We start from the raw sequence: 24,368 nt of genomic DNA on the forward strand, positions 1-24,368 counted from the left end.
CACTCGTTGGTATATCCAGCACTACCGACAGCGGCCCTCCCGGCCGGTACCGTGGCGTCCCATGCAGGCCAGAACCGCCCTCGAAGCGCTCGCCCTGCCACCGCTCGTGCTGATGCGATCGTCGTGGCCGTGGCGCTCGCTCGCCTACCTGGCGAGCGGCGCGCTGCTGGGCGCGGCCACCGTCGCGGCGGTGGTGGCGCTGCTGGTCGCGGGCACTCTGCTGCTCGCGGTGGTGGTCGGCATCGGCGGCTATCTGGCCTGCCTGCTGTCCGGCATCGTGGTCGCCCGGATCGAGCGGGTCCGGTTGCGCCTGGTCGACTTCGACGAGCTGGCCGACCCGCATCAGCCGCCGCCGCGGGCCGGGCTGCGGGCCTGGGTCAACCTGCGGCTGCGGGAGGAGGCGACGTGGCGGGAGCTGTTCTACGCGGCACTGGCGGCCGCGCTGCTCTGCTGGCTGGACCTGCTGGTGCTGGGCGGCGTCGGTTTCCTGCTGTCGGCCTCGGTCGGGGCGCCGCTGACGATCCAGGACGAGCCGCTGTCCAGCACCCTGCCGGGCACCTTCCTGGGGCTGCTGTGCGCGCCGGTCCTGATCTACCCGGTGATGGCCTGGGCCGGCGCCCGGGCCGCGATGGTCCGGGCCATGCTCACCCCGCGCGACGACGACGCCCGGCTGACCGAGGTGACCCGGTCCCGGGCCCGGCTGGTCGACGCCTTCGAGGTGGAGCGCCGGCGCATCGAGCGTGACCTGCACGACGGGGCGCAGCAGCGGCTCGTCGCCCTCAGCATCCAGCTCGGCATGGCCCGGCTCGAGGTGCCGACGGGCTCAGCCGCCGAGGAGCCGCTCATCGCCGCGCACGAGCTGGCGAAAGAGGCGCTGACGGAGTTGCGGGAGCTGATCCGCGGCGTACACCCCCAGGTCCTCACCGACCGGGGCCTGGCCGCGGCCGTCGGGCAGGCCGCTTCGGTCGCGCCGCTGCCCGTCGAGGTCGAGATGCGGCTGCCCGGCCGGCTTCCGCCGGCGGTCGAGGCGACCGCCTACTTCGTGGTGGCCGAGACGCTCACCAACGTGGTCAAGCACAGCGCGGCGACGCGGGCCGTGGTCAGCGCACGTGTCAGAGCGGAGCGGCTGGTCGTGGAGGTGCGGGACGACGGGGTGGGTGGGGCCGACCCGGAGGGTGGCTCGGGGCTGATCGGGCTCGCCGACCGGCTCGCGGTGCTGGACGGGACGATGACCCTGTCCAGCCCGGCCGGGGGTCCTACCCTCGTGCGCATGGAGATTCCGGTGCGGGCATGAGCGGGCTGCGTGTCGTCATCGCCGAGGACGGGCTGATCGTCCGGGAGGGTGTGGCCGGGATGCTGCGCCGGTTCGGGCACGAGGTGGTCGCCGCGGTCGGTGACGCGGACGCGCTGCGCGAGGCGGTCGCGCGGGAGCGGCCCGACATCGTGGTCACCGATGTGCGGATGCCACCCGGTTTCAGCGACGAGGGCCTGCAGGCGGCGATCGAGCTGCGGGCCGCCGACGCCACCCTGCCGGTGCTGGTTCTCAGCCAGTACGTGGAGCAGACCTACGCCGCGGAGCTGATCGACACCATGCACGGGGCCGGCGTGGGCTACCTGCTGAAGGACCGGATCGGCGAGGTCACCGAGTTCGTCCAGGGGCTGGAGGCGGTGGCGGCCGGGCGGACGGTGGTGGACCCCGAGGTGGTCCGGCAGATGGTCAGCCGGCAGCGTGGCCCGCTGAGCCGGCTCACCCCACGTGAGCACGAGGTCCTGGCGCTGATGGCCGAGGGCCGGTCGAACACGGCGATCGCCCAGGTCCTGGTGGTCACCGAGGCGATGGTCGCCAAGCACATCGGCAGCCTGCTCGCCAAGCTCGACCTGCCACCGGACGCCGGCGACCACCGGCGGGTCCGTGCCGTGCTGGCGTACCTACGCGGCTGACCGGGCGTGTCGTTGATCGGCTTGAAGCCGCCCACATCGACGTAGGCGGCGGTCAGCGGGCCGCCGGCGACCCGCATCCGGTCGATCTCGTCGTCGGTGGCCTCGCGGAACGCGCGGGCGTTTCGGCGGGCCGGTCAGCGCGTCGGTACGGGACGGCCCGCTCACCTCCGCGAGCCGGTGGCGCCGGGTCCTGATCAGTCCCCGACGGTGATGGTGACGGTGGCGAGCAGGCCTGCGGTCACGTCGAAACGGTCGCGGGGGACGACGGTGAGCATGCCGCCGGTGACGGGGAGCGGTTCGGTGGCGGGGGCCGGTCCGGGGGTCACCTGCCCGGCGATCTGCTCGGGGACGGTCAGCGGGCCGGCGTACGTCATCGCCCGCCCGCCGGCCAGGATGCCGCCGACGTGCACCGCGGTGTCGATCCGGACGGGTTCGCCCGGGGTGCGGCCGGGGTGGACGGTACGGAATTCGGCGTACCCGTCGATGTCGGTGACCTGCGCGCCGCGCAACTCGCCGTCCCCGGTGGGGGACAGGTGCCGGATGTCCACGACCGCGGCCGGGACGGGGAAGCCGGAGATCACGTGCAGCACCCGGACCCGCAGCATCAGCGGTACACCGGGCCGGTCGCCGGCGATGTCGCGGCGGACCAGGTCGAGAGGCAGATCGCCGCCGGGGACGGGTTCGGCGAGCAGCAGGTGGGCGGGCTGGGGGCCCCGATGAGCGGGCCGGGGCACCGGCCTGTTGATGACCGGCGTGCTGCCGCTGTCCTCGTTCCGCACTGCCCACCCCCGCTGTTGATCACGTCAATCGAGTTGATCTTCGCAGCAGTAACGTCATTCTAGGGGGCTTTTGCCTGATTTGTCCGCTGTGGAAAAAGACGACGCCGTTGCGTAACACCGGTGGAGGACACTGCGTGGCAGAGTCCGAGCCCGCCGCCCCGGGCCCGGCCCGCCGGACCGCCCGGCCGGAGCGCGGTCCCGGCGCGGTGCTGCGGGCGGGACCGGCTCGTTGCCGCGACCCACCCGCCCGCAGCCCTCGCCCAGCGCGCGGTAAGAACGGCGTAGCGCGAGGCGAGAGCGGCGTGGCGCTAGGTGGGAACGGCGTGGTGCGCGGTGGGAACGGCGTGGTGCGCGGTGGGAACGGCGTGGCGCCAGGTGGGGACGGCATGGCGCGCAGGGGAGCGGCGCGGCTCGGGTGGGGACGGCGTGGCGCGGGGGCTTAGTGCCCCAGCCGCCGGTAGAGGCGCACCGCCAGCAGGCCGAACACCACGATCAGCGCGACCGGCCAGGCGACGGCCAGCAGCAGCGCGTGTTCCGCCGGCCAGGAGTCCGAGCCCAGACCCGGGTTGCCGAACAGGTCCCGCAGCGCGGTCGTGGTCGCCGAGATCGGGTTCCACTCGGAGACCGTTCCCAGCCAGCCCGGCATGAGTTCCGGCGCGACGAAGACGTTGGAGACCGCGCTGACCGGGAACGCCAGCGGGAAGACGATCATCGAGACCGTGTCCGGGTTGGGCGCGGCCAGGCCGAGCGCCACCCCGACGCAGCTCAGCGCCAGCCGCAGCAGCAGGAGCAGCCCGATCGCCGCCAGCAGGTTCGACATGCCGTGGTGCCAGCGCCAGCCGACCAGCAGACCGCACACCACCAGGACCGTCGTCTCCAGCATCGCCCGGGCGAGATCCGCCATCACCCGCCCGGTGATCAGCGCGGACCGGGCCATCGGCATGGACCGGAACCGGTCCACGACTCCGCGGCCGACGTCCACCGCGATTCCGGTCGCCGTCGCGCCGATCCCGTACAGCATCGTCATCACGAAGACGCCGGGCATCAGGAACTCCCGGTACGTGCCACCGCCGGGAACCGACATGCCGCTGCCGAACACGTACCCGAACACCAGCACGAACATGATCGGGAGGGTGAAGTAGATGACGATCTCCTCGGGGGCCCGCACCACGTGCCGCAGGTACCGCCCGGTCATCACCCACCCGTCGCCGAGCCCGCGCGCCTGACGACGGGACGTGAGGTTCACGGTGCTCATGCCGCCACCCGCCCGGTCAGGTGCAGGAACGCCTCGTCGAGGGTGGGCCGGTGGATCCCGAGGTCGGCGACCGCGATCCCGGCCGCCTGCAACGCCCCCGCCACCCCGGTCAGCGCGGCGATCCGGTCGGTGACGGGCGCCCGCAGCCGCCGCAGGTCCGGGTCGACGTCCGGTGGGCCGCCGGTCACCCGGGCGACGACGGCCGCCGCGTCACCGAGCCGCCCGGCGTCCCGGACCACCACGTCGAGGCGGTCCGCGCCGAGCGCCGTCTTCAGATCGTCGGGGCTGCCCTCGGCCACCACCCGCCCGGCGTCCATCACCGCGATCCGGCCGGCCAGCTGGTCGGCCTCCTCCAGGTACTGGGTGGTGAGCAGCACCGTCGTCCCGTCCGCGACCAGGCCCCGGACCGCGTCCCACACCTGGTTGCGGCTGCGCGGGTCCAGTCCGGTCGTCGGTTCGTCCAGGAACAGCACTCGCGGCTGCCGGAGCAGGCTGCTCGCCAGGTCGAGGCGGCGGCGCATGCCACCCGAGTAGTCCTTCGCCGACCGCCCGGCCGCGCCGGTCAGCCCGAACCGTTCCAGCAGCTCGTCGGCGCGCTGCCGGGCCGTCCGCGGTCGCAGCCCGTACAGCCGCCCGAAAAGCACCAGATTCTGCCGCCCGCTGAGCAGCTCGTCGACCGCCGCGTACTGCCCGGTCAGCGCGATCCGCTCGCGCACCGCCTCGGGGTCCCGCCGGACGTCCGCGCCGGCCACCTCCGCCCGCCCGGCGTCACAGCCGATCAGGGTCGCCAGCGCCCGCACCGCCGTCGTCTTCCCGGCCCCGTTCGGGCCGAGCAGCCCGTACACGATGCCGGCCGGAACCCGTAGGTCGAACCCGTCGAGCGCGGTGACGCCGTGCGTGCCGCGATACCGCTTGCGCAGCCCTTCGGCCACGATCGTGAATGTCATGTTCGCAGGCTCGCGCGCCCCGCTGACCGCCCGCGCACCGTCCGCTGACAGCCCAGGCCACGGCCCGGGAGAGGGTGGGCCGGGAAGATGCGGTCCGGGAGGTGGTGGCCGCGAAACCGCGGCCGGGAGGAGGCGGCAGGGAAGATGCGGTTGGGGGCGGTCAGGGCAGGGCGAGCGCTTCGGCGGGGGTGAGGGACATGCCTTCGGCGAGAGCTTCCCGGTACGCCTGCGCGCCGAGCACCGCCCGCGCCGCCGTTGCCGCCTGTGCCGCCGGCTCCGAGCCTTCCGGGTCGGGGCGCAGGCCGAGGGCGTGCGCCGCACCGAGGAGCCGGGCGGCCCGGGCGGCGTCCCCGGCGGTGACGGCCAGTCCGGCGAGCCGGTCGAGCGCCTCCGCCATCACCTGGAACCCGATCATGCCGCTGCGCACCGTGAACACCTCGCGGTACCGGGCGGCGGCGGCCACCGGATCACCGGAGAACTCGGCGATCCGCCCCAGCACGACCAGGATCGCCATCCTTGTGCCGTCCGCGCTGTACCAGCCGGCCGGGCATGCGGCGAGCGCGTCGTGGCAGTACCGCGACGCCTCGGAGAGGGAGCCCGCGTCCGATCCCCGGGCCAGGGCGACGGAACCGAGGCCGAGCAGTGCCGCGGCGACGAGTTCCGGCGCGCCCGCCGTGCGGGCCAGTTCGGCGGCCCGGGTGAAGTCCGACGACGCCCCGGCCAGGTCGCCGGTGTCCTTGCGGGCCTGGCCACGTGCCCGCAGCAGGTCGGACACGTCGATCGTGGAGCCGAGTTCCCCGGCCAGCCGCAGTGCCTCCGCGGTCGGCGCGATGGCGGCCGCCGGGTCGCCGCGCCAGGACGCCGCCTCGGCGATGCCGGCCAGCGCGAGCATCGTCCCCCAGCGGTCCCCGAGGGCCCGGAACCCGTCGAGCGAGCTGCGGAACTCGGCTTCGGCGTCCCGCGGGTCGGCGCCGGAGAACAGCAGCATGTACCCGCCGCCGACCGCCCCGAGGGCCTGGCTCCACGGTTCCCCGGCGATCTGGTCCCGGAGCCGGCGGTTGAGTTCCACGATGTCGGCGAGGTCGTCGTCCGGCGGGCCCACCGCCATCGCCGACAGGTAGAGCAGGAACGGCTGGGCCGGGACCGATGTCAGCTTCCGCATGTAGCCGGCCCAGCGCGCGCCGACCCGCTCGGTGCCGGGGGCGGCGTCGAGGGCCGTGGTGAAGACGCTGAGCGCGTACGCCTCGGTGTGTCCCGGTGGCGGCTCGGGGCCGCTCGCCGCCAGCGCCAGCCGGGCCAGTGCCGCCGCCTCGGTGCGCGACCCCCGCACGTACCAGTAGAAGGACAGCGCGGAGACCAGCCGCAACGCCGTGTGCGGCGCCCCGTCGGCCGTGCTGCGCCGCAACGCGGCATGCAGGTTGTCCCGGTCCGCGTCGAGACGTTTCAGCCAGGCGATCTGATCGAACCCGCGGAGGTACGGGTCCGCCCGCGCCGCGAACGCGAGGAAGTGTTCCGCGTGCGCCCGCCGCATCCGGTCCCGCTCACCGGACTCGCCGAGGCGGTCCGCGCAGTACGCCCGGATCGTCTCGAGCATCCGGTACCGGTCCCCGTCCCGTTCGACCAGCGACTTCGCCACCAGCCCGGTGAGCCCGGCCAGGGCTCCGGGACCGCAGACGGCCTCCACGGCGTCGAGGGTGGCGCCGCCGGCGAAGACGGTGAAGCGGCGGGCCACGTCCCGTTCGGGTTCGGTGAGCAGGTCCCAGCTCCAGGCGACGACGGCCTGCAGGGTCCGGTGCCGGGCGGCGGCCGTGCGGCTGCCCGCGGCCAGCAGCCGGAACCGGTCGTCGAGCCGGGCGGCGATCTCGGTGACCGGCAGCGCGTGCAGCCGGGCCGCGGCGATCTCGACGGCCAGCGGCAACCCGTCCAGGGTGCGGCAGAGCTGCCGGACCGCGGCGGCGTTCGCCGCGGTCAGCGTGAAACCGGGCGCCACGTCCGCGGCCCGGTCGAGGAAGAGCCGCACCGCCGGATAGGCGGCCGGGTCGCCGTCGCCGTCCGGCGGGACCGGGAGGCCGCTGACCGGGCACAGCGCCTCGCCGGTGATGCCGAGCGGTTCCCGGCTGGTGGCCAGGATCCGCAGGCCGGGGGCGCCGGACAGCAGCCGCCCGGCCAGGGCGGAGGCGGCGTCGACGACGTGTTCGCAGTTGTCCAGCACGAGCAACAGGTCGCGGCCGGCCAGGGCGGCGACGAGCCGTTCGGTGACGCGCGGGGCCGGTGGACGGGATGCCGGGCCGCCGGTCAGCGGCACGTCCCGCAGGCCGAGGGCGATCAGAACCGCCGTGGGCACGTCGTCGGTGCCGGCGAGTTCCACGAAGCAGACGTCGCCGTCGTGCCGGGCCGCGATCTCGGCGGCGAGCCGGGTCTTCCCGGCGCCGCCCGGTCCGTGCAGGGTCAGCAGCCGCCGGGTACGCAGCGCGCCCGTCACCCGGGACAGCTCGTCGTCCCGCCCGACGAAGCTGGTCAGCTGGCCCGGCACCCCGGACCGGGCCGGCGGGTCCGGTGCGCCGCCGTTGCGCAGCAGGCTCACGTGGAGGGCCGCGAGCTCCGGTGACGGGTCGGCGCCGAGTTCCTCCGCTAGGGTCCGGCGGGCGTCCTCGTACGCCGTCAGGGCCTCGGCCTGCCGTCCCGCCGCGGCGAGCGCCCGGATCAGGAGGGCCCGTGGCCGCTCGCGCAGGGGGTGGGCGGCGACGAGATCGCGGAGCCCGGCGACCGGTGAGCCGTGCGGCGGGGACAGCGACGCCTCGTAGAGGTCTTCCAGGGCGGTCACGTGCGACTCGGTCAGGCGGGTCACGTGGCCGGCGGTGAACGGCGCGTCGCGTACATCCGCAAGGGGGTCGCCGCGCCAGAGCGTGACCGCCTCGCTCAGCAGCTCCACCGCACGGTCCGTCTCGCCCGCGGCGAGCGCGTGCCGCCCGGCTGCCGCGAGCCGCGCGAACCGGTGCGCGTCGACGGTCTCCGGTGGGACCGCCAGCCGATATCCGGCCGGGCCGAACTCGACGGGCAGCGCCTGCCGCAACCGGGAGACCGCCGACTGCAGGGCGTTCGCCGCCCCGGCCGGCGGATCGTCGCCGTAGAGACCGTCGATCAGCCGGTCGATGCCGACCGGCCGGCCCGCGTCGAGCAGGAGCAGCGCGAGCAGCGCCCGCACCCGGGGGCCGCCCGGCGGGACGAGGGTCCCGTCCGGGCGTTCCACCCGCAGGGGGCCGAGGATGCCGAACCGCATGCCGCCGATTCTGCCGCCCCGGCCCGTCGATGTCTCAGGCGGCGCGCCCCACCGGCACCGGCGCCGGGGCGTGCGCGCTGGCGACCTGGTCGCGGCCCGCGTTCTTGGCCGCGTAGAGCGCCCGGTCGGCGGCGAGCACCAGCTCCGACGTGGATCCGGCGGCCGGCATCCCGGCGACGCCGACGGAGACGGTGACCTGGTGCAGCCGGGACTCGCCGACGGCGATCGGGGCGACGGCGACGCCGCGGCGGATCCGCTCGGCGATCTCGCGCGCCTCGTCCGGGCCGGTGTCCGGCAGCAGCACCGCGAACTCCTCGCCGCCGTAGCGGGCGACCACGTCACCGGGCCGGACCAGCGACCGCAGCCGGTGCGTGACCTCGACCAGGACCCGGTCGCCGCCGTTGTGGCCGAAGGTGTCGTTGACGGTCTTGAAGTGGTCGATGTCGAGCAGCAGCATGCCGAACGGGACGCCGTACCGGGTGGTCCGGTCGCCTTCGTTGGCGAGGGCCTCCTCGAAGTACCGGCGGGTCCGCAGCCCGGTCAGCCCGTCGGTGATCGCCGCCATCCGCTGCGCCCGGACCAGCCCGGCCATCCGCAGCATGACCAGCAGGAACACGATGTTGCAGACGACCGCCGCGGCGACCAGGTGCTCCTTGTTGCCCAGGTAGTGCTGGACGACGGTGGAGGTGGGCGGGGTGATCGCGGCGATCGCCAGGATGGCGAGACGGCCCGGGGTGGCGTCCGGGGTGGCGGTGTTGGACGCGGCCACCAGCTGCGGCGCGGACGGGTGCAGCACCGCCGCGGCGAAGACGAAGCCGGCCGCCATCCAGAACGCGTCGAGGAAGTTGCCGCCCTGGTAGGTGCCGTTGAGGCTCTGGATGCCGTAGATGCTGTCGGCGATCAGCACCAGGAACAGGTAGACGCCGATGAACCGCAGCGCGGTCGTGCGCGGGCCGGCGCCGAGCATCAGCCGCGCGCCGACGACCATCAGCATCAGGTCGCCGATCGGGTACGCGGCCGAGGTCAGCGACGTGAGCCGGTTCTCGAAGTCGATGTTCGGGACGATCAGGAACAGGAAGATCAGGTAGCCGGCGCCGATCGCGACGATCGACGCGTCGATGATGCTGGCGCTGTTCCAGCCGGGGGTGCGCCGCCGCACGATCAGCAGCAGGCCGATCGCCATCAGCGGGTAGGCCGCCAGATAGAACAGGTCGGCGGGACCGGGATACGGCGGCTCCCCGTTCATCAGCGCGCCGATGTAGAAGACCACGTCGCCGATCACCCCGACGGCGCCGGACGCGCTCAGCAGGTAGAGGATCTTCCGCATCGACGTGTGCCGGCGGGCGGCGATCAGCGCGCAGATCGAGAAGGCCGCGTTCGCGCTGACGTAGAGGGCGATCTGGCCGCCCGCCCACAGGTTGTTGACCACCAGCAGGTAGTACAACCCGATCATGATGGGGGCCGCAGCGAGGCAGTAATGCCAGGCCGCGAGGCGCCGCACTCGTGTCATGCCGCCAGCGTGATCACCCCCGGGTGCCGGCGGGCTGTGGCACGGTTGCGATCCGGGTGCGGGCGGCGGGGCGGCGCCGGAAGACGAACAGCCGCTGGATCACGAAGCCGGCCAGGAACAACGCCGGCTCGGTGACCACCTTGGCGATCATCAGGGAGCCGGTCAGCGCGGTCAGCAGGTGCAGCAGGACCACGTTCGCGGACAGGGCCGCCAGGGCGAGGGCCGCGTACCGGGGCAGCGCCTGCCGGTGGGGCGCCCGGTCGAACACCATCCGGCGGTTGACCGTGTAGTTGACGGTGGCGCTGACCAGCCGGGCGGCCACGGCGGAGACGACCAGGTCACCGGTGGCCGCGACGCCGGCGGCCAGTAGCGCGGCGTCGATCGCGAAGCAGAGCAGCGAGGATCCGGCGAAACCGAGCAGCGGGCCGTAGATCCGCGCCGAGTCGATCACCGGCCGGAAGTGCGACGAACGATTGCCGTCCAGGTAGACGGTGGCGATCTCGACCTCCTCGATCGGCAGATGCTCCCGGGCGGCGCGCAGCAGCAGGCGCAGCTCGTACTCGAAGCGGTCACCGGGCATCCGGTCCAGCCAGGCCAGCGTGCGGGCCGGGTACCCGCGCAGCCCGGTCTGGGTGTCGGTCACGCCGAGCCCGGTGATCATCCGGAAGGCGATCCGGGTGGCGGCGTTGCCGAACCGGCTGCGGGCCGGCACCCGCCCGGTGAACCGCCGGACACCGAGCACCATCGCCGCCGGTGATGTCCGGACCCGATCAGCGACCGCCTCGATGTCCTCGACCCGGTGCTGCCCGTCGCTGTCGGCGCACACCACGTCCTCGCCCGGGCAGTGCGCCCGGATGTGCGCGAACCCGGTCCGCAGGGCGAAACCCTTACCCCGGTTGTGGCCGAGGGTGATCACTTCGGCGCCGGCCCGGCGGGCGTGGGCGAAAGCTGCGGCGTACGCGGGACCGCTCCCGTCGTCGACGACCAGGACCCGGTGCCGGTCCAGCCTCTCGACCAGGCGCGCGAGGCGGTGGTCGGGCTGGTACGCGGGAATCAGCACGATCACGGCGCTCACCCCGCCACGTACAGGATGTCGCTGGTGCCCCGCTCCCGGCCCCTACCGAGCGGGTTGTTGACCAGGCTGCCCCGGAAGATCATCGCCGAGGACCCGCCACCGTCCAGGTTGTACGCCGTCTCCGCCCCGAGCCCGGTGAAGATCTCCGCGAACTCCGGCATCGTGACGCCCCGGCTGTACCCCGTGCTGCGCCCGTCCACCACCACGAACACCAGGTGGTTGGTGTCGATCAGGCCGACCCCGGTGCGTGGCTGCTGCCCCTGGATCGAGTGGTTGCCGACGTTGGTGTCGACCTCCACCCGGTCGATCCCGGAGATCACCTTCCCGCCGTCGACGAGTCCCGGCCCGAACGACAGCGTGTTCCACACCCCGCCGGCGATCAGCTCGTCCGCGCTGGTGGTGGTCTCGTCGTACAGCCTCATCGACCCGTCGGCGTGGAACGCGAGCCCCTGCCGCGCCCCCGAGTCCCGGAATTTCACACCGTTGCGGATCACGATGCCGGTGTCCCGGAACCCGTAGTAGTCGCCGTTGATCGCGAGCACCGCGTTCACCGAGGCGGCGATCTCCGACGGGTTCGCGATGATGTTCTCGCCGAACTGGTCGTTCGCGAACGCCGACCGCACGATCGTCGCGTCACCGACCCGCACGTCCGCCACGAAGTACGTGATCGTGTCGTCGCCCGACCCGGTCGACACCGTGTCGATCGAGATCTGCGCGGTGTCGCTGGTGTAGCCGCCGGCGGTGGCCGTGCCGCTCGTGTCGGCCTCGGCCACGACGACGTTCCGCGCGCTCAGCGTGGAGGCGCCGGACACCTCGACGTGATCGATGACGTAACGGTCGAGGGCCCAGGCGCCGCCACCGCCGGCGGTGGCGAGCAGGCCGAGACCACCGGCGAGGAGACCACGGCGGCTGATCCGGCGGGGCTGAGGGGGTACGGGATTCGCTGTCACCTGTCGAAGTGAAGCGGCGGATCTTGTGGGCCCCCTGTGGCCGGCCCGTGCGTTACGGACGAGCGTCCAGCTCCGCCAGGATGCCGCGCAGGATCTCCGGCGTACGCTGCGGAAGCTCCGCCTCGATGAACAGCCGGCCGATCGCCGCCGCGTACTTGTCGACCTCCTCCCGGCGCTCCAGATAGAGCCCGCCGGTGAGGTGTTCGATGTAGACCACGTCGGGCAGCTTGGCGTGCGGGAACCGCAGGATGCTGAACGCCCCGCCGGCCGCCGCGTGCCCGCCCTTCTCGAACGGCATCACCTGCAACCGCACCCGCGGCGACTCGGACACCTCGAGCAGGTAGCGGATCTGCTCGCGGAGCACCTCGGGACCGCCGATCGGGCGGCGCAGCACCGCCTCGTCCAGCACCGCCCACAGCCGGGGCGCCTCGGCCCGCTCCAGGACCTGCTTGCGGGCCATCCGCAGTTTCGCCCGGCGGTCGATCTCGGCGGGCCCACCGTCCTCGTGGCCGAGAGCGATCACGGCGCGCGCGTACGCGTCGGTCTGCAGCAGGCCCGGCACGAACTGGATCTCGTAGGTGCGGATCAGCTCGGCCGCCTGCTCCAGGTCCAGATAGTTCTGGAACCAGGTGTCGAGCACGTCCCCGTACGCCTGCCACCAGCTCGGGGCGTTGGCCTCGCGGACCAGGGTGAGGACCCGCCGGTGCTCGGCCGGATCGTCCACACCGTACAGCTTCAGCAGGTCGGTGACGTCGCGTTCCTTGAAGCTGACCCGGCCCAGCTCCATCCGGCTGATCTTGGACTCGGAGCCGCGGATGACATAGCCGGCGGCCTCCCGGGTGATGCCCTTGGCCTGGCGCAGGGCACGCAGATGAGCGCCGAGCTGGAGCCGGCGGACGGTGGCGCCGCTGCCGCCCGTGCCGTTGGCGTTGCCCTCGTCGTCGATGTCGATCGCTTCGTCGGACACGTGGACCTCGACTGTCCTCTGTGGATGCCTCGATGACGGTCGGCCCCAGCATACTCACTCGCACACTTGTCGCACGCTCACATCGGTGAGCGATCGGACACACCCCGTACGGCCCCGGCCGGCGCTCACGGCTGCCTCAGCTCCGCTGAGACAGCCGTGACAACCAGCCGCTGCGCACGGCCGGACGTAACCGTGCCGTCAGCGGTGGCCGCGGCCACCTCCGCCGGCGGGGGCGGTGTTCGCGGTCACCGTGGCGATCTTCGGGGCCGAGCCGAGCGTGCCGCCGGTGGCCAGGCCGCCGGTCGAGGCGCCGGTGGCGGTGCCGCCGGTGGACACCGTGTACGGCGAGCCGGACTTGATCTTCGACGACGAGAAGGTGATGTTCTGGATGCTCTTGCTGGTCACGTAGGTGCCGACGACCGTACCGCTGCTGTCGGTGATCTGGACGGTCGTGCCGGCGGCGATCGCCGTGGTCAGCGTCGCGGAGATCCAGCCCTGCTTGGAGTCGGCGCCGGGGGTGACCACCATCCCGGCGCTGCCGGCGGCGACCAGCGTGCCGCCGCTGACGGTGAACGTGCCGTTGACGTCGAGCGCCCCGTTACCGTTGCCCTCCGGCCCGTTGACCACGACCGTGCCGCCGGTGATCGACGCGACGCCGTTGGAGTCGAGACCGTCCCCGTCGGAGTCGATCACCAGCGAGCCGCCGTTGACCGTGACCGAGAAGTCGCCGACCTCCTCCCCGCCGCCGCCGGGGAAACCGCCACCCTGGTCGGAGGTGGTAGCGGAACCGCCGGCGCCGTTGATGCCGTCGTCGCTGGAGACCACCCGCACCGTGCCGTCGTTGAGCACGAACCCGGCCGCCTCCAGGCCCTCGACCGCCGCCGTCACCAGCAGCGTCCCGGCGTCGATGATCTGCTGACCCTCGGCGTGCACCCCGTCGTCGCCGCTGGCCACTGTCACCTTCGCGCCGTCGACGTGCACCGCGCCGTCGCTGTGCACCGCGTCGTCGGACGCGTTGACGGTGGCGGCGCCGCCTTCGAGGACGGCGATCACCCCGGCCTTGAGACCCTTGGCGGAGGTGTCGCCGGCGGGCTGGACCGTGTACCCGCCGCCGGCCAGGATCGTGATCGTCCCGCCGGTGACCACGAGATCGGTGGTCGCGTCGATGCCGTCGCCCTGGGTGGTCAGGGTGATGGTCCCGGCGGCCACGGTCACGTACCCCGCGTCGGCGTCCTCGTCGTTGTCGCTCGTGATGCCGTCGCCGCCCGCGGTCACCGTGATCGTGCCGCCGTCGACGACCACGTAGTCGCGGCCGCGCAACCCGTCGTCCTTCGCCGTCACGGTGATCGTGCCGGACGCGACGAGCAGGCCGTCCTTGCTGGTGATGCCGTCGTTGCCGTTGCCCGTGACGGTCAGCTTGCCGGAGCCCGTGACGGTCAGGTGGCCGGCGCTGAACAGGGCCGCGTTCACGTCGGCGGTGTCGGCGTAGGACGAGGCGTCGGACAGCGTGTTGTTCCCGGCCAGCTGGACGACCAGCTCCTTGACGTCGGTGGCGGCGATCGCGGCGGTGGTCGTGCTCCGCACCGTGGCGCCGTCGAGGATCAGGGTGACGGTGGCGTCCGGGGCGGTCACCACGATCTGCCCGGCCAGTTCGCCGCTGACCGTGTAGGTGCCGGCGGCCGTGATCGTGACGGTCCCGCCGTCGACCGTGACGCCGTCCGCCGATGACGTCGCGGACGAGCCGGTCAGCGTGATGGTCCCGGTGGTCCCGGACGCGGTGGTCCCGGCGGTGTGCACCGCCTTGTTCGCGGCGAGGACGGCCGCGGCGTTCTGGGTGCCGTCGACGGCCACGGTGGTCGCGGCGACCTCGGTCGTGCCGGTCGCTGTGCCGGCCGGTGACGGGGACGACGAGCAGCCGGTCATCACGGCCGAGGCCAGGACCAGGGAACTGACGGCGGCGACGAACTTCTTACGGAGTCGCATGGGGACCTCTCAAGGCAGAGCCGAGCCGTGGCCGGCGCAGGTATTCAGACGGGCGAAAGGGGGCGGGGGTACGGCTGGGTTCGTCAGCCGTACGTCAGGCCTGTCTCGGGACGGCCGAAGCGTGGCTGAGGTACGGCAGGCGTTCGGTGAAGTGCTTGCGCAGGACGGGATGCCAGCGGTTGGCGGGCAGGTCGGGGCGGAGCGCGGCCAGCCCGGTGGCGTACTTGGAGATCGCGCAGGGGCGGTGCCCGAGCGACCAGAGCAGCCGGTCGACGTCGGAGGCCGCGCGGGCGGTCTTCGTCTCGACGATCACCGAGTGCGGCATGTGGACGGTCGTGCCGTCCGCGAGCCGCCAGGTCAGGCCGGTGTCGATGGTGACCCGGCTGCCGCTGGACGGCACGTACAGCGTGGTGCGGTGGTAGTAGGTGGCCAGCACCGCCCGCAGATCGAGCCCCTCCGGCGGGATCCCGGCGCCGGCCAGGGTCTCCGCGGCATGGGCACGTCCCTCCGGGCCGAGATCAAGACCGTTTCCCGCGTACGGGATCCGCTCCTTGACCGTGACCCCCCGCGATCCCCGCGTCTTCACCTCGACGAAGTCGAGCCCACTGTCCAGATAGGTCCGGACCCGCACCTTGAAGCGGCGCCGCCGCCGGCGCGCGGCCGCGAGATAGGCGTCGAACCCGGGGGTGTCGAAGTAGATCGAGCGGTACCCGAACGTCCGCCGCCCGTCGATCCGCAGCTCCCGCACGCCGCGCGGCATCCGGGCGAGCACGCCCGGCAGCACGTCCGCGGGCAGCAGGTACTTGCGGTCGAGGCGGGTCAGCAGCGCCGCCTCGCCGACCAGTTCGTCCAGCCCGATCGGCGCGAAGTCGGTGGCGCCGGTCATCGCGCGTTCACCTGCTCGATGCGGGGGCCGAGGTTCCGGGCCCGGGTGCCGGCGAGGTAGCGGACCTCGGCCAGGGTGCTGTCGTTGACCAGGTCGACCTGCTTGACCACGACGGTCGTCACCTGGCCGCCGAGGACCGTCTCCAGGTGGGCGCGCAGCGCGTCCTCGTCGGTGTACGCGACGTCGAGCCGGATCAGCTGGTTGCGGTGCCGCCGGAACAGCGCCGGGTGGTCGCCCACGAACAGCGCGGCCACGACCAGCGCCATCAGGCCGAGGTGCAGCGCGTCCATCACGTCGCCGAGGCCGGCGATCAGGCCGAGGGCGAGGGCGGCGAAGTAGTACGCGATCTCGTGCTGGCTGATCTCGTCCGAGCGGAGCCGGATGATCGAGAGGACGCCGAAGAGGCCGAGGCCGAGCCCGGCGCCGACCGCCGTGTTGCCCAGGACGATGGAGACCGCGAGGACGCCGATGTTCACCCCCAGGAAGGCGGTGACCAGGTCACGCCGGCGGTGGCGGGGGAAGTAGACACCGAAGGTCAGAACGGTGATCGCGACGAGGTCCGCGACGACGGCGAGCAGCATGGTCACTGGGAGCTTCCTTCAGGTGGCGTTCATCAGGTGTTCTCCATTCCGCCGGACGGACCTGTCCGGATCCTGTGCCGTCTCTATGGACCGGTTCTGAAATCCGCGGGCCCCTTCTTAGGCAAGTTTTAAGATCAACTCGGGGGTGTCTTACGGAGCGGCGTCAGGGTTGTCGCTCATGACCGCAACCGCTGTGCCCGCTGTCCGGGAACGGAACGCCACCCCACGCTGGTGGCCCGGCGCCGGGGCGTCCGCCGCCGTGCTGAGCCTGCTGATCGTCACCGTGCTCTGGGTGAGCAACGGCGGCCTCGCGGACCTCACCGGCGGCGGCGCGATCACCGCGATCGGGCGCCTCACCGGCCTGTACGCCTCGAACCTGCTGCTGCTCCAGGTGCTGCTGATGGCCCGGATCCCGCTCGTCGAGCGCGCGTTCGGGCAGGACCGGCTGGCCCGCTGGCACCGGCTGACCGGGTTCACCTCGTTCTGGCTGATGGTGCTGCACATCGTCACGATCACCGTGGGGTACGCGTCCGGCGCGAACGTTCTCACCACGCTGTGGGACCTTGTCCTGACGTACCCCGGCATGCTCCTCGCCGCCGCCGGAACCCTCTGTCTGGTGATGGTCGTGGTCACGTCGGTCCGGGCGGCTCGCCGGAAGCTGCGGTACGAGTCGTGGCACCTGCTGCACCTGTACGCGTACCTCGGTGTCGGCCTGGCCCTGCCGCACCAGATCTGGGCGGGCGAGGACTTCACCGGCACCGCGTGGGCGCGGGCCTACTGGTGGACGCTGTACCTGGCCGCGGCGGGCGCCGTCCTCGCGTACCGCCTCGGGTTGCCGCTCCTGCGCCACCGCAGGCACCGCCTCACCGTACGCCGCGTGGTGTCCGAGGGCCCCGGCCTGACCTCGGTGTACCTGGCCGGGGAACGGCTCGCCGAGCTGCCGGTCCGGGCCGGGCAGTTCTTCCAGTGGCGGTTCCTGGACGGGCCCGGCTGGACCCGGGCGAACCCGTTCTCGCTGTCCGCGGCGCCCGGTGGCGGCGAACTGCGGATCACCGTGAAGAGCCAGGGCGACGGCAGCGCGCGGGTGTCGACCCTCAAGCCGGGCACGCGGGTGCTGGCCGAGGGGCCGTACGGGAAGCTGACCGGCGAGGACTACACCGGCGAGCCGGTCGTGCTGCTGGCCTGCGGCATCGGGATCACGCCGCTGCTGTCGCTGCTCGGCGAGCTGCCGTACCGCGACGGCGAGGCCACCCTGATCTACCGCGCCCGCAGCGACCAGGACCTGGCGTTCCGCGGCGAGCTGGACTGGTTCGCGTCCCGGCGCGGGGTGCGGGTGGTGCCGCTGACCGGGCCACGCGCCCGCCGTACCTCCTGGCTGCCCTCCTCGCTCGCCCCGCAGGGTGACGCCGAGGCCCTCCGGCAGGTGGCGCCGCACATCGCCGCGTCCCGGGTCTACATCTGCGGCCCGGAGGAGTGGGCGGAAGCGGCCCGGGCCGCCGCCCTCGACGCCGGGGTCCGCCCCGAGCGCGTCCACACCGAACTCTTCGCCTGGTAACGGAGCCTGTGACATGCGACGCATCAGTCTGTGGATGATCTCCACGGTGGCCGCCCTGGTCCTCCTGTTCAGCTACCGGACCAGCACCGGGCAGAGCGCCGTGACGGAGACGGCGGCGGTCGCGCCGGCAGGCGCCGGGCAGAGTTTCACCGGCGACACCGTGCCGACCCAGGAGGGCGACGTCCAGGTGGTGATCACCGTCGCCGGCGGCCGGATCACCTCGGTCACCGTGCCGGTCAAGCCGGGCGGCAGCCCGAAACACGAGGAGATCAGCGCGCGGGCCGTCCCGACGCTGGTCGCCGAGACCCTCGCGGCGCAGAGCGCGGACATCGACACGGTGTCCGGCGCCACCTACACCAGCGGCGGTTACGTGCGGTCACTGCAGTCGGCGCTCGACGCGGCCGGGCTTTAATAGGCCCATGCGCATCCTGGTGGTGGAGGACGACGCGGCCGTGCGGGACTCGCTGGCCCGCACCCTACGGTTCGAGGGCTATCAGGTCGACACGGTCGGTGACGGCCTGGCGGCTCTCGACGCGGTCCGGGCCGGCGAGCCGGACGCGCTGATCCTGGACGTGAGCATGCCCCGGATGGACGGCCTGGAGACGTGCCGGCAGCTGCGCGGCGGCGGGGTGCTGGTGCCGGTGCTGATGCTCACCGCCCGGGACAGCGTCGGCGACCGGGTCGCCGGGCTCGACGCGGGCGCCGACGACTACCTGGTCAAACCGTTCGCCCTGCAGGAGCTGCTGGCCCGCATCCGGGCGCTGCTGCGCAGGTCCGCGCTGGTCACGGTCACCGCGCAGGCTGCCGGGGAGGAGTTCCTGGACTTCGCCGACGTACGGATGAACCAGGCCACCCGTGAGGTGTGGCGGGGCGACCGTGCCCTCAAGCTGACCCGTACCGAGTTCGGGATCCTCGAGGTGTTCCTGCGCCACCCCCGGCAGGTGCTGTCCCGTAGCGCCCTGTTCGAGCAGGTGTGGGGCTACGACTTCGGCGAGGGGTCGAACAGCCTGCACGTCTACCTCGGCTATCTTCGGCGCAAGCTGGAGGCCGAGGGCGGCTCGCGACTGCTGCACACCGTCCGCGGCGTCGGATTCGTGTTGCGGGAGGAACCGCTGTGAAAGCCTGGTGGCGCAGCCGGACCCTGCACGACCGGCTCTCCCTGCTGGTCGCCGGGGCGGTCGCGGCCGCGGTCCTGCTCGTCTCGGCCGGCGCCTGGTTCACCGTCCGGCAGATCCAGCAGGACAAGATCTCCGCCGAGCTGCTCGCCGACGCCCGCACCATCGCCGACAACCCGTGGCAGTGGCTGGAGTCGCAGGGCGCCCGGCCCGGCCCGGACGGCAAGGAGATCGGCCCCTGCTGGCAGATCCTCGACGCCGGCGGCGCGGTGGTCGGCGGCAGCGCCACCCGGCTGCCGGTGACCGTCGCCGCCGTCCGGATCGCGACCGCCGGGCACGGCGAGACCCAGGAGAAGATCGCCGTCGGGCCGGGCGAGTTCAACGTGCTCACCGTGCCGATCGACGGCGGCGGGGCGGTGCAGGTCGGCCTCGACCCGCGCCCCGACGAGGGGGTCCTCACCCTGTTCGCGGTGCTGCTCGCGGTCGGCTGCGCGGCCGGGATCGGCGGGGCGGCGGTGCTCGGCCGGACCGTCGCGCGGGCCGGGCTGGCCCCGGTGGACCGGCTCACCGGCGCCGTCGAGGACGTCGCCGTGACGATGGACCTGACCCGGCCGATCGAGGTCAGCGGCGACGACGAGATCGCCCGGCTGGGCCGCTCGGTGAACGCCATGCTGACCGCCATCGACAGCTCCCGGCAGGCACAGCGGGCCCTGGTCGAGGACGCCGGCCACGAGCTGCGGACCCCGCTGACCAGCATCCGGACCAACGTGGAGCTGCTGCTGGAGATCGAACGCCGGCCGGAGCTGGCGCACCGGCTGCCTCCGGATGAGCGGATCAAGCTGCTCGGCGACCTGGACGCCCAGGTCCGCGAACTCGCCACCCTGACGACCGAGCTGGTCGAGCTGTCCCGGGAGGAGGGCAGCCGGGAGACCGTCGAGCAGGTGGAGTACGCCGAGGTGGTCACCGCCGCGATCAACCGGGTCCGGATCCGCGCGCCCGGCCTGACCTTCGACACCGGCCTGAGCCCGGTGACCGTGCTGGGCCGGCCCGCCGAGCTGGAACGGATGGTCGTCAACGTCCTCGACAACGCCGCCAAGTGGAGCCCGCCCGGCGGCACCGTCACGACCCGCCTGAAGGACGGCGTGCTCACCGTCGCCGACAACGGCCCCGGCATCGCCCCGGAGGACCTGCCGCACGTCTTCGACCGTTTCTACCGCGCCCCGGCGGCCCGCGCCATGCCCGGCTCCGGGCTGGGCCTGGCGATCGTCGCGCAGACCGCCGCCCAGCACGGCGGGTCCGTCACCGCCGGCCCGAACGTGCCGCACGGCACGGTCGTCACGGTGACGCTCCAGGTTCCACGGTGAACCTATACCGTGGTCGACGCCTCCGGCGTCCACTTCGGAAGCCGGTGTGAGGCGATCACGGAGGAGCAGGGCACGTGGCGGACGAGACCATCGGGATCATCGGAGCCGGCATCGTCGGCCTGGCCGTCGGGCGGGAGATCACCAGGCGGCGGCCGGGCGCCCGAGTCGTGGTCGTGGAGAAGGAGGCGGACGTCGCCCGCCACCAGACCGGGCACAACTCCGGGGTGGTGCACGCCGGGATCTACTACACGCCGGGCAGCCTGAAGGCGGAGCTGTGCGCCCGGGGCCGGCTGCTGCTGCGGGAGTACTGCGCGGACCGCGGGATCGCGTACGACGAGTGCGGCAAACTGGTCGTCGCGGTCCGCGAGGACGAGCTCGGGCGACTGGACGATCTGGAGAAGCGGGCCCGCGAGAACGGTGTGCCCGGCCTGAAGCGGGTGGATCCGTCCGGGATCCGCGACATCGAACCGCACGCCGCCGGGCTTGCCGCGCTGCACTCGCCGGAGACGGCGATCACCGACTTCCCGGGCGTCGCGGCGGCGTTCGCCGAGGACATCCGCGCCGCCGGCGGGGAGGTGCGGTTCGGCTTCCCGGTCACCGCCATCAAGAGGAACAAAGGCCACATCAGGGTCGAATCCGGTGAGCGGAGCGTCACCGTCGACCAGCTGATCATCTGTGCCGGCATCCACAGCGACACGGTCGCCGGCCTGGCCGGGGACGCCGCCGAACCGCGGATCATCCCGTTCCGCGGTGAGTACATGCGGGTCAGCGACGAGAAGGCGGACCTGGTCCGCGGCATGATCTACCCGGTCCCGGACCCGCGGTACCCGTTCCTCGGCGTGCACTTCACCCGCCGGGTGACCGGGATCGTCGAGGTCGGCCCGAACGCGGTGCTGGCCACGGCGCGGGAGGGCTACACCCGTACCCGGATCTCGGTCCCTGATCTGGCCGGCATCGCCGCCTGGCCCGGCACCTGGAAGATGGCCCGGCGGCACTGGCGGACCGGCGTCAAGGAGGTCCTCGGCTCGCTGTCGAAGAGCCGCTACATGGCCGAGGCGCAGCGGTACGTGCCGTCGATCGGGGCGGCCGACGTGGTCCGCGCCGGCGCCGGGGTCCGCGCGCAGGCCCTGGACCGGGACGGCGCCCTCGTCGACGACTTCCGGATCCACCGGATGGGCCCGATCACCGCCGTCCGCAACGCCCCCTCACCCGCGGCGACGTCCTCGCTGGCGATCGCCGAGCACGTGGTGGCCCAGATCTTCGCGTGAGAACCGGCCTGTTCAGGGGGCCACGGCACTGCGGCGCCGGGCGGCCGGGACGACCAGCGGGGTGCCGGTCTCCGGGTCGTCGATCACCCGGCACGGCAGGCCGAAGACGTCCTCGACCAGTGCGGCGGTGAGCACGTCCGCCGGCTGCCCCGAGCCGACGATCTTGCCGGACCGCATGGCGATCAGGTGGGTGGCGTACCGGGCGGCGTGGTTGAGGTCGTGCAGGACCGCGACGAGGGTACGGCCCTGGCGCTCGTGCAGCTCCGCGCAGAGGTCCAGCACCTCGATCTGGTGCGCGATGTCCAGGTACGTGGTCGGCTCGTCGAGCAGCAGCAACGGTGTCTGCTGGGCCAGCGCCATGGCCAGCCACACCCGCTGCCGCTGACCGCCGGACAGCTCGTCGACGTTGCGGTCGGCCAGGTCGGCCACCCCGGTCGACTCCATCGACTCGGTGACCACCCGCTCGTCGTCGGCCGACCAGCGGCGCAGGATGCTCTGGTGCGGGTACCGGCCGCGGGCCACCAGCTCGGCCACGGTGATGCCGTCCGGGGCGGTCGACGACTGCGGGAGCAGGCCGAGCGTCTTCGCGACCGTACGCGTGGGCTGGGAATGCACGTCCTTGCCGTCCAGCAGCACCGTGCCGGCCGTCGGCTTGAGCAGCCGGGACAGTGCCCGGAGCAGGGTGGACTTACCGCACGCGTTCGGCCCGATGATCACGGTGAAGGAGCCGTCCGGGATCTCGACGCTGAGGTCCTCGGCGATGACCCGCTTGTCGTAGGCGAGCGTCATCCCGCTGCCGCTGAGCCGGGGCGTGTGACCCGTCATGTCGTCTCCTGTTGCGTTCTTCGTCATCAGATCCGGCCCGCCCGGCGTTCGGTGGTGAGCAGCCAGACCAGATAGGCGCCACCGACCAGGCCGGTGATCACGCCGACCGGGAACACCCGCTCGGCGACAGCGTGCTGGGCGATGAAGTCGGCGCCGCTGAGCAGCAGCGCGCCGGTCAGCACCGACGGGATCAGGTTCGGGCCGGGCGCCCGGGTGAGCCGTTTCGCCAGGTGCGGGGCGATCAGCGCGACGAACGCGACCGGGCCGGCGGCGGCCGCCGCGAACGACACCAGCAGGGCGCCGGCCAGCAGCGCGCCGTTGCGCAGCCACGGCACCGGCACGCCGAGCGCCGACGCCGCGTCGTCGCCCATCTCCAGGATCCGCAGGCCGGGGCCGCAGGCCAGCACCAGGAACGGCAGGACCACGGCCAGCAGCACCAGCATCGGGACGGCCTGGGTCCAGGAGCGGCCGTCCAGGCTGCCGGTGAGCCAGAGCAGCGCCCGGGCGTTCTCCATCTGCTGCCCGCGGGTCAGCAGGTAGCCGCTGATGCCGGTGAGGATCGCCGCCATGCCGACGCCGACCAGGATGAACCGGAACCCGTGCAGGGACCGGCCGGCGATCAGCTGGATCAGCACGGTGGCGGCCATCCCGCCGACGATCGCGGCGATCGACAGCTGGAGGTCGGAGCCGCCGAGGATCACCACGGCCAGGGCGGCGGTGCTCGCGCCGTTGCTGATGCCGAGGATGTCCGGGCTGCCGAGCGGGTTGCGGACCAGCGACTGGAAGACCGCGCCGCCGCCGGCCAGGGCCGCGCCGACGGCGAGGGCGGTGACCAGCCGGGGCAGCCGCAGCTCGGTGACGATGAACTCGTGCGCCGGGTTGCCCGCCCCGAACAGCGTCGCCACCACGTCGGCCGGCGGGATCACGAAGTCGCCGGTGCCGAGGCTGAACACGCTCACCACGACGGTGGCGAGCAGCGCGATCACGCCGACCACGACGGCCCGCGGCCGGATGCTCCGGACTTCGACCCGGGTGGCGGTCATTTGGCGGCTCGCACGAGATAGAGGAACAGGGGACCGCCGAGGACCGCGGTGACCGTGCCGACCTGCAGCTCGCCGGGACTGCCGAGGATCCGGCCGAGCACGTCCGAGCCGAGCAGCAGCACCGGCGCGAGGATCGCGGTGTACGGGAGCATCCAGCGCAGGTCGGGCCCGGTGATCGGGCGGACCATGTGCGGGATGAGCAGCCCGACGAAGACGATCGGGCCGCACGCCGCGGTGGCGCTGCCGCAGAGCAGGGTGACCGCGGCGATCACCGCGATCCGGATCACCGTCGGCTTGGCGCCCAGGGCCCGGGCCGCGTCGTCGCCGAGCGACAGCGCGTTGAGCGGCCGGACCACTCCGAACGCGACGAGCAGACCGGCCGCGAAGAACGGCAGGAGCAGCCCGGCGGTGGCGAAGTCGGCGCTGGCCAGGGAACCGGCGGTCCAGAACTTCAGCTTGTCGATGGCCTGGGTGTCCGACAGCAGCGTGGCGGACACATAGGAATACAGTGTCGCGTTCAGGGCGGCGCCGGCCAGCGCCAGCCGGGCCGGGGTGGCCGAGCGGCCGCCACCGACCGCGTAGACCAGCGCGGTCACGATCGCGGCGCCGGCGAGAGCGAACCACACGTACCCGAAGAAGGTGCCCACGCCGAAGAAGACCGCGGCGGTGGCGACCGCCGCGGAGGCGCCGGCGTTGATGCCGAGCAGGCCCGGGTCGGCGAGCGGGTTACGGGTCAGCGCCTGCATGATCGCGCCGGCCATGCCGAGGGCCGAGCCGACCATCAGGCCCAGCAGCGTCCGGGGCAGGCGCATCTCGTGGACGATCCGGTAGAACTCCGACGACGGGTCCCACAGGCCGGCCCAGACCTGGCCGGGGGAGAGGAAACGGGCGCCGAACCCGATGCTCAGCATCACGACGGCGACGAGGGCCAGCACGGCGACGAGCAGACCGATCAGGCGCACGGCGGAGCGGCGGCCGGGCGGCGCCGGGTCCGTGGTGCTTCTGCCCTGCTGAGCAGGGATGTCGATGGTGGACAGAGCTGAT

The 24,368-nt window shown here is 73.1% G+C and carries 21 protein-coding genes; 7 read left to right on the plus strand and 14 right to left on the minus strand.

The annotated features are described in order from the left end of the window. Positions 1–61 precede the first annotated feature (61 nt). A complete protein-coding gene (locus ACZ3II_RS23130) occupies positions 62–1,294 on the plus strand; it encodes a sensor histidine kinase (RefSeq protein ID WP_465519776.1) in 1,233 nt (410 codons plus the stop codon). Beyond that, positions 1,291–1,941 (plus strand): response regulator, encoded by a 651-nt coding sequence (locus ACZ3II_RS23135; protein ID WP_465519777.1) that lies wholly within the window; start codon positions 1,291–1,293, stop codon positions 1,939–1,941. The genes ACZ3II_RS23130 and ACZ3II_RS23135 overlap by 4 nt, the downstream gene beginning before the upstream one ends. 194 nt (positions 1,942–2,135) lie before the next feature. Here ACZ3II_RS23135 and ACZ3II_RS23140 read toward each other — a convergent pair whose 3' ends face one another. The 11 genes from ACZ3II_RS23140 to ACZ3II_RS23190 all read right to left on the minus strand — a co-directional run bounded on the left by ACZ3II_RS23140 (position 2,136) and on the right by ACZ3II_RS23190 (position 16,154). Beyond that, entirely contained in the window at positions 2,136–2,720 is a 585-nt protein-coding gene (locus ACZ3II_RS23140; protein WP_465519778.1) for a peptidase associated/transthyretin-like domain-containing protein, read from the minus strand. A gap of 439 nt (positions 2,721–3,159) precedes the next feature. Beyond that, positions 3,160–3,975, minus strand: coding sequence for an ABC transporter permease (locus tag ACZ3II_RS23145; RefSeq protein WP_465519779.1), 816 nt, complete (start codon positions 3,973–3,975; stop codon positions 3,160–3,162). Then, complete coding sequence (locus tag ACZ3II_RS23150) at positions 3,972–4,922, minus strand: ATP-binding cassette domain-containing protein (protein ID WP_465519780.1); 951 nt, start codon at positions 4,920–4,922, stop codon at positions 3,972–3,974. Before ACZ3II_RS23150 ends, ACZ3II_RS23145 begins: the two co-directional genes overlap by 4 nt. A 160-nt stretch (positions 4,923–5,082) precedes the next feature. Next, positions 5,083–8,202 (minus strand): AfsR/SARP family transcriptional regulator, encoded by a 3,120-nt coding sequence (locus ACZ3II_RS23155; protein ID WP_465519781.1) that lies wholly within the window; start codon positions 8,200–8,202, stop codon positions 5,083–5,085. Positions 8,203–8,236: 34 nt separating this feature from the next. After that, positions 8,237–9,712 carry a GGDEF domain-containing protein gene (locus ACZ3II_RS23160; protein WP_465519782.1) on the minus strand — a complete coding sequence of 492 codons (1,476 nt, stop codon included), beginning with the start codon at positions 9,710–9,712 and terminating at the stop codon, positions 8,237–8,239. A gap of 13 nt (positions 9,713–9,725) precedes the next feature. Then, positions 9,726–10,778 carry a glycosyltransferase gene (locus ACZ3II_RS23165; RefSeq protein ID WP_465519783.1) on the minus strand — a complete coding sequence of 351 codons (1,053 nt, stop codon included), beginning with the start codon at positions 10,776–10,778 and terminating at the stop codon, positions 9,726–9,728. A 5-nt stretch (positions 10,779–10,783) separates the two neighbouring features. Next, positions 10,784–11,737 (minus strand): phosphodiester glycosidase family protein, encoded by a 954-nt coding sequence (locus tag ACZ3II_RS23170; RefSeq protein ID WP_465519784.1) that lies wholly within the window; start codon positions 11,735–11,737, stop codon positions 10,784–10,786. A gap of 52 nt (positions 11,738–11,789) precedes the next feature. Then, positions 11,790–12,704, minus strand: coding sequence for a helix-turn-helix domain-containing protein (locus tag ACZ3II_RS23175; RefSeq protein ID WP_465519785.1), 915 nt, complete (start codon positions 12,702–12,704; stop codon positions 11,790–11,792). Positions 12,705–12,902: 198 nt separating this feature from the next. After that, positions 12,903–14,687 (minus strand): carbohydrate-binding domain-containing protein, encoded by a 1,785-nt coding sequence (locus tag ACZ3II_RS23180; protein WP_465519786.1) that lies wholly within the window; start codon positions 14,685–14,687, stop codon positions 12,903–12,905. Positions 14,688–14,781: 94 nt separating this feature from the next. Continuing rightward, a complete protein-coding gene (locus ACZ3II_RS23185) occupies positions 14,782–15,573 on the minus strand; it encodes a polyphosphate polymerase domain-containing protein (protein WP_465519787.1) in 792 nt (263 codons plus the stop codon). Continuing rightward, positions 15,570–16,154 carry a DUF4956 domain-containing protein gene (locus ACZ3II_RS23190; RefSeq protein WP_465519885.1) on the minus strand — a complete coding sequence of 195 codons (585 nt, stop codon included), beginning with the start codon at positions 16,152–16,154 and terminating at the stop codon, positions 15,570–15,572. The genes ACZ3II_RS23185 and ACZ3II_RS23190 overlap by 4 nt, the downstream gene beginning before the upstream one ends. Positions 16,155–16,332: 178 nt before the next feature. On the opposite strand from ACZ3II_RS23190, the gene ACZ3II_RS23195 reads away from it, so the two are divergent. From ACZ3II_RS23195 to lhgO, 5 genes are all read left to right on the plus strand, one after another. Further along, entirely contained in the window at positions 16,333–17,709 is a 1,377-nt protein-coding gene (locus ACZ3II_RS23195; RefSeq protein WP_465519788.1) for a ferredoxin reductase family protein, read from the plus strand. Positions 17,710–17,722: 13 nt separating this feature from the next. Next, positions 17,723–18,121, plus strand: a complete 399-nt coding sequence (locus ACZ3II_RS23200) for an FMN-binding protein (RefSeq protein WP_465519789.1) — start codon at positions 17,723–17,725, stop codon at positions 18,119–18,121. A gap of 7 nt (positions 18,122–18,128) precedes the next feature. Next, the gene (locus ACZ3II_RS23205; protein ID WP_465519790.1) at positions 18,129–18,827 is read left to right on the plus strand and encodes a response regulator transcription factor; all 699 of its coding nucleotides are present in this window, start codon (positions 18,129–18,131) and stop codon (positions 18,825–18,827) included. Then, the gene (locus ACZ3II_RS23210) at positions 18,824–20,188 is read left to right on the plus strand and encodes a sensor histidine kinase (RefSeq protein ID WP_465519791.1); all 1,365 of its coding nucleotides are present in this window, start codon (positions 18,824–18,826) and stop codon (positions 20,186–20,188) included. The genes ACZ3II_RS23205 and ACZ3II_RS23210 overlap by 4 nt, the downstream gene beginning before the upstream one ends. Positions 20,189–20,262: 74 nt before the next feature. After that, on the plus strand, positions 20,263–21,456 hold the full coding sequence (lhgO, locus tag ACZ3II_RS23215) for an L-2-hydroxyglutarate oxidase (RefSeq protein ID WP_465519792.1): 1,194 nt from the start codon (positions 20,263–20,265) through the stop codon (positions 21,454–21,456). A gap of 12 nt (positions 21,457–21,468) precedes the next feature. On the opposite strand, the gene ACZ3II_RS23220 is transcribed toward lhgO, so the two are convergent. The 3 genes from ACZ3II_RS23220 to ACZ3II_RS23230 are packed head-to-tail and all read right to left on the minus strand — an operon-like array spanning position 21,469 to position 24,352. After that, a complete protein-coding gene (locus ACZ3II_RS23220) occupies positions 21,469–22,281 on the minus strand; it encodes an ABC transporter ATP-binding protein (RefSeq protein ID WP_465519793.1) in 813 nt (270 codons plus the stop codon). A gap of 26 nt (positions 22,282–22,307) precedes the next feature. Further along, positions 22,308–23,324: a FecCD family ABC transporter permease gene (locus ACZ3II_RS23225; protein ID WP_465519794.1), complete on the minus strand. Its 1,017-nt coding sequence runs from the start codon at positions 23,322–23,324 to the stop codon at positions 22,308–22,310. Then, positions 23,321–24,352, minus strand: a complete 1,032-nt coding sequence (locus tag ACZ3II_RS23230) for a FecCD family ABC transporter permease (protein WP_465519886.1) — start codon at positions 24,350–24,352, stop codon at positions 23,321–23,323. Before ACZ3II_RS23230 ends, ACZ3II_RS23225 begins: the two co-directional genes overlap by 4 nt. Positions 24,353–24,368 lie beyond the last annotated feature (16 nt).

The organism is Actinoplanes sp. NPDC019969 (genome assembly GCF_055562375.1).

Excerpts from the sequence above, each read along its gene's own strand:
- ACZ3II_RS23135 (WP_465519777.1), top strand. The coding sequence starts at position 1,291 with ATGAGCGGGCTGCGTGTCGTCATCGCCGAGGACGGGCTGATCGTCCGG.
- ACZ3II_RS23200 (WP_465519789.1), top strand. The coding sequence starts at position 17,723 with ATGCGACGCATCAGTCTGTGGATGATCTCCACGGTGGCCGCCCTGGTC.
- ACZ3II_RS23225 (WP_465519794.1), bottom strand. The coding sequence starts at position 23,324 with ATGACCGCCACCCGGGTCGAAGTCCGGAGCATCCGGCCGCGGGCCGTC.
- ACZ3II_RS23160 (WP_465519782.1), bottom strand. The coding sequence starts at position 9,712 with ATGACACGAGTGCGGCGCCTCGCGGCCTGGCATTACTGCCTCGCTGCG.
- ACZ3II_RS23130 (WP_465519776.1), top strand. The coding sequence starts at position 62 with ATGCAGGCCAGAACCGCCCTCGAAGCGCTCGCCCTGCCACCGCTCGTG.
- ACZ3II_RS23220 (WP_465519793.1), bottom strand. The coding sequence starts at position 22,281 with ATGACGGGTCACACGCCCCGGCTCAGCGGCAGCGGGATGACGCTCGCC.
- ACZ3II_RS23185 (WP_465519787.1), bottom strand. The coding sequence starts at position 15,573 with ATGACCGGCGCCACCGACTTCGCGCCGATCGGGCTGGACGAACTGGTC.
- ACZ3II_RS23150 (WP_465519780.1), bottom strand. The coding sequence starts at position 4,922 with ATGACATTCACGATCGTGGCCGAAGGGCTGCGCAAGCGGTATCGCGGC.
- ACZ3II_RS23155 (WP_465519781.1), bottom strand. The coding sequence starts at position 8,202 with ATGCGGTTCGGCATCCTCGGCCCCCTGCGGGTGGAACGCCCGGACGGG.
- ACZ3II_RS23205 (WP_465519790.1), top strand. The coding sequence starts at position 18,129 with ATGCGCATCCTGGTGGTGGAGGACGACGCGGCCGTGCGGGACTCGCTG.
- ACZ3II_RS23195 (WP_465519788.1), top strand. The coding sequence starts at position 16,333 with ATGACCGCAACCGCTGTGCCCGCTGTCCGGGAACGGAACGCCACCCCA.
- ACZ3II_RS23145 (WP_465519779.1), bottom strand. The coding sequence starts at position 3,975 with ATGAGCACCGTGAACCTCACGTCCCGTCGTCAGGCGCGCGGGCTCGGC.
- ACZ3II_RS23190 (WP_465519885.1), bottom strand. The coding sequence starts at position 16,154 with ATGCTGCTCGCCGTCGTCGCGGACCTCGTCGCGATCACCGTTCTGACC.
- ACZ3II_RS23180 (WP_465519786.1), bottom strand. The coding sequence starts at position 14,687 with ATGCGACTCCGTAAGAAGTTCGTCGCCGCCGTCAGTTCCCTGGTCCTG.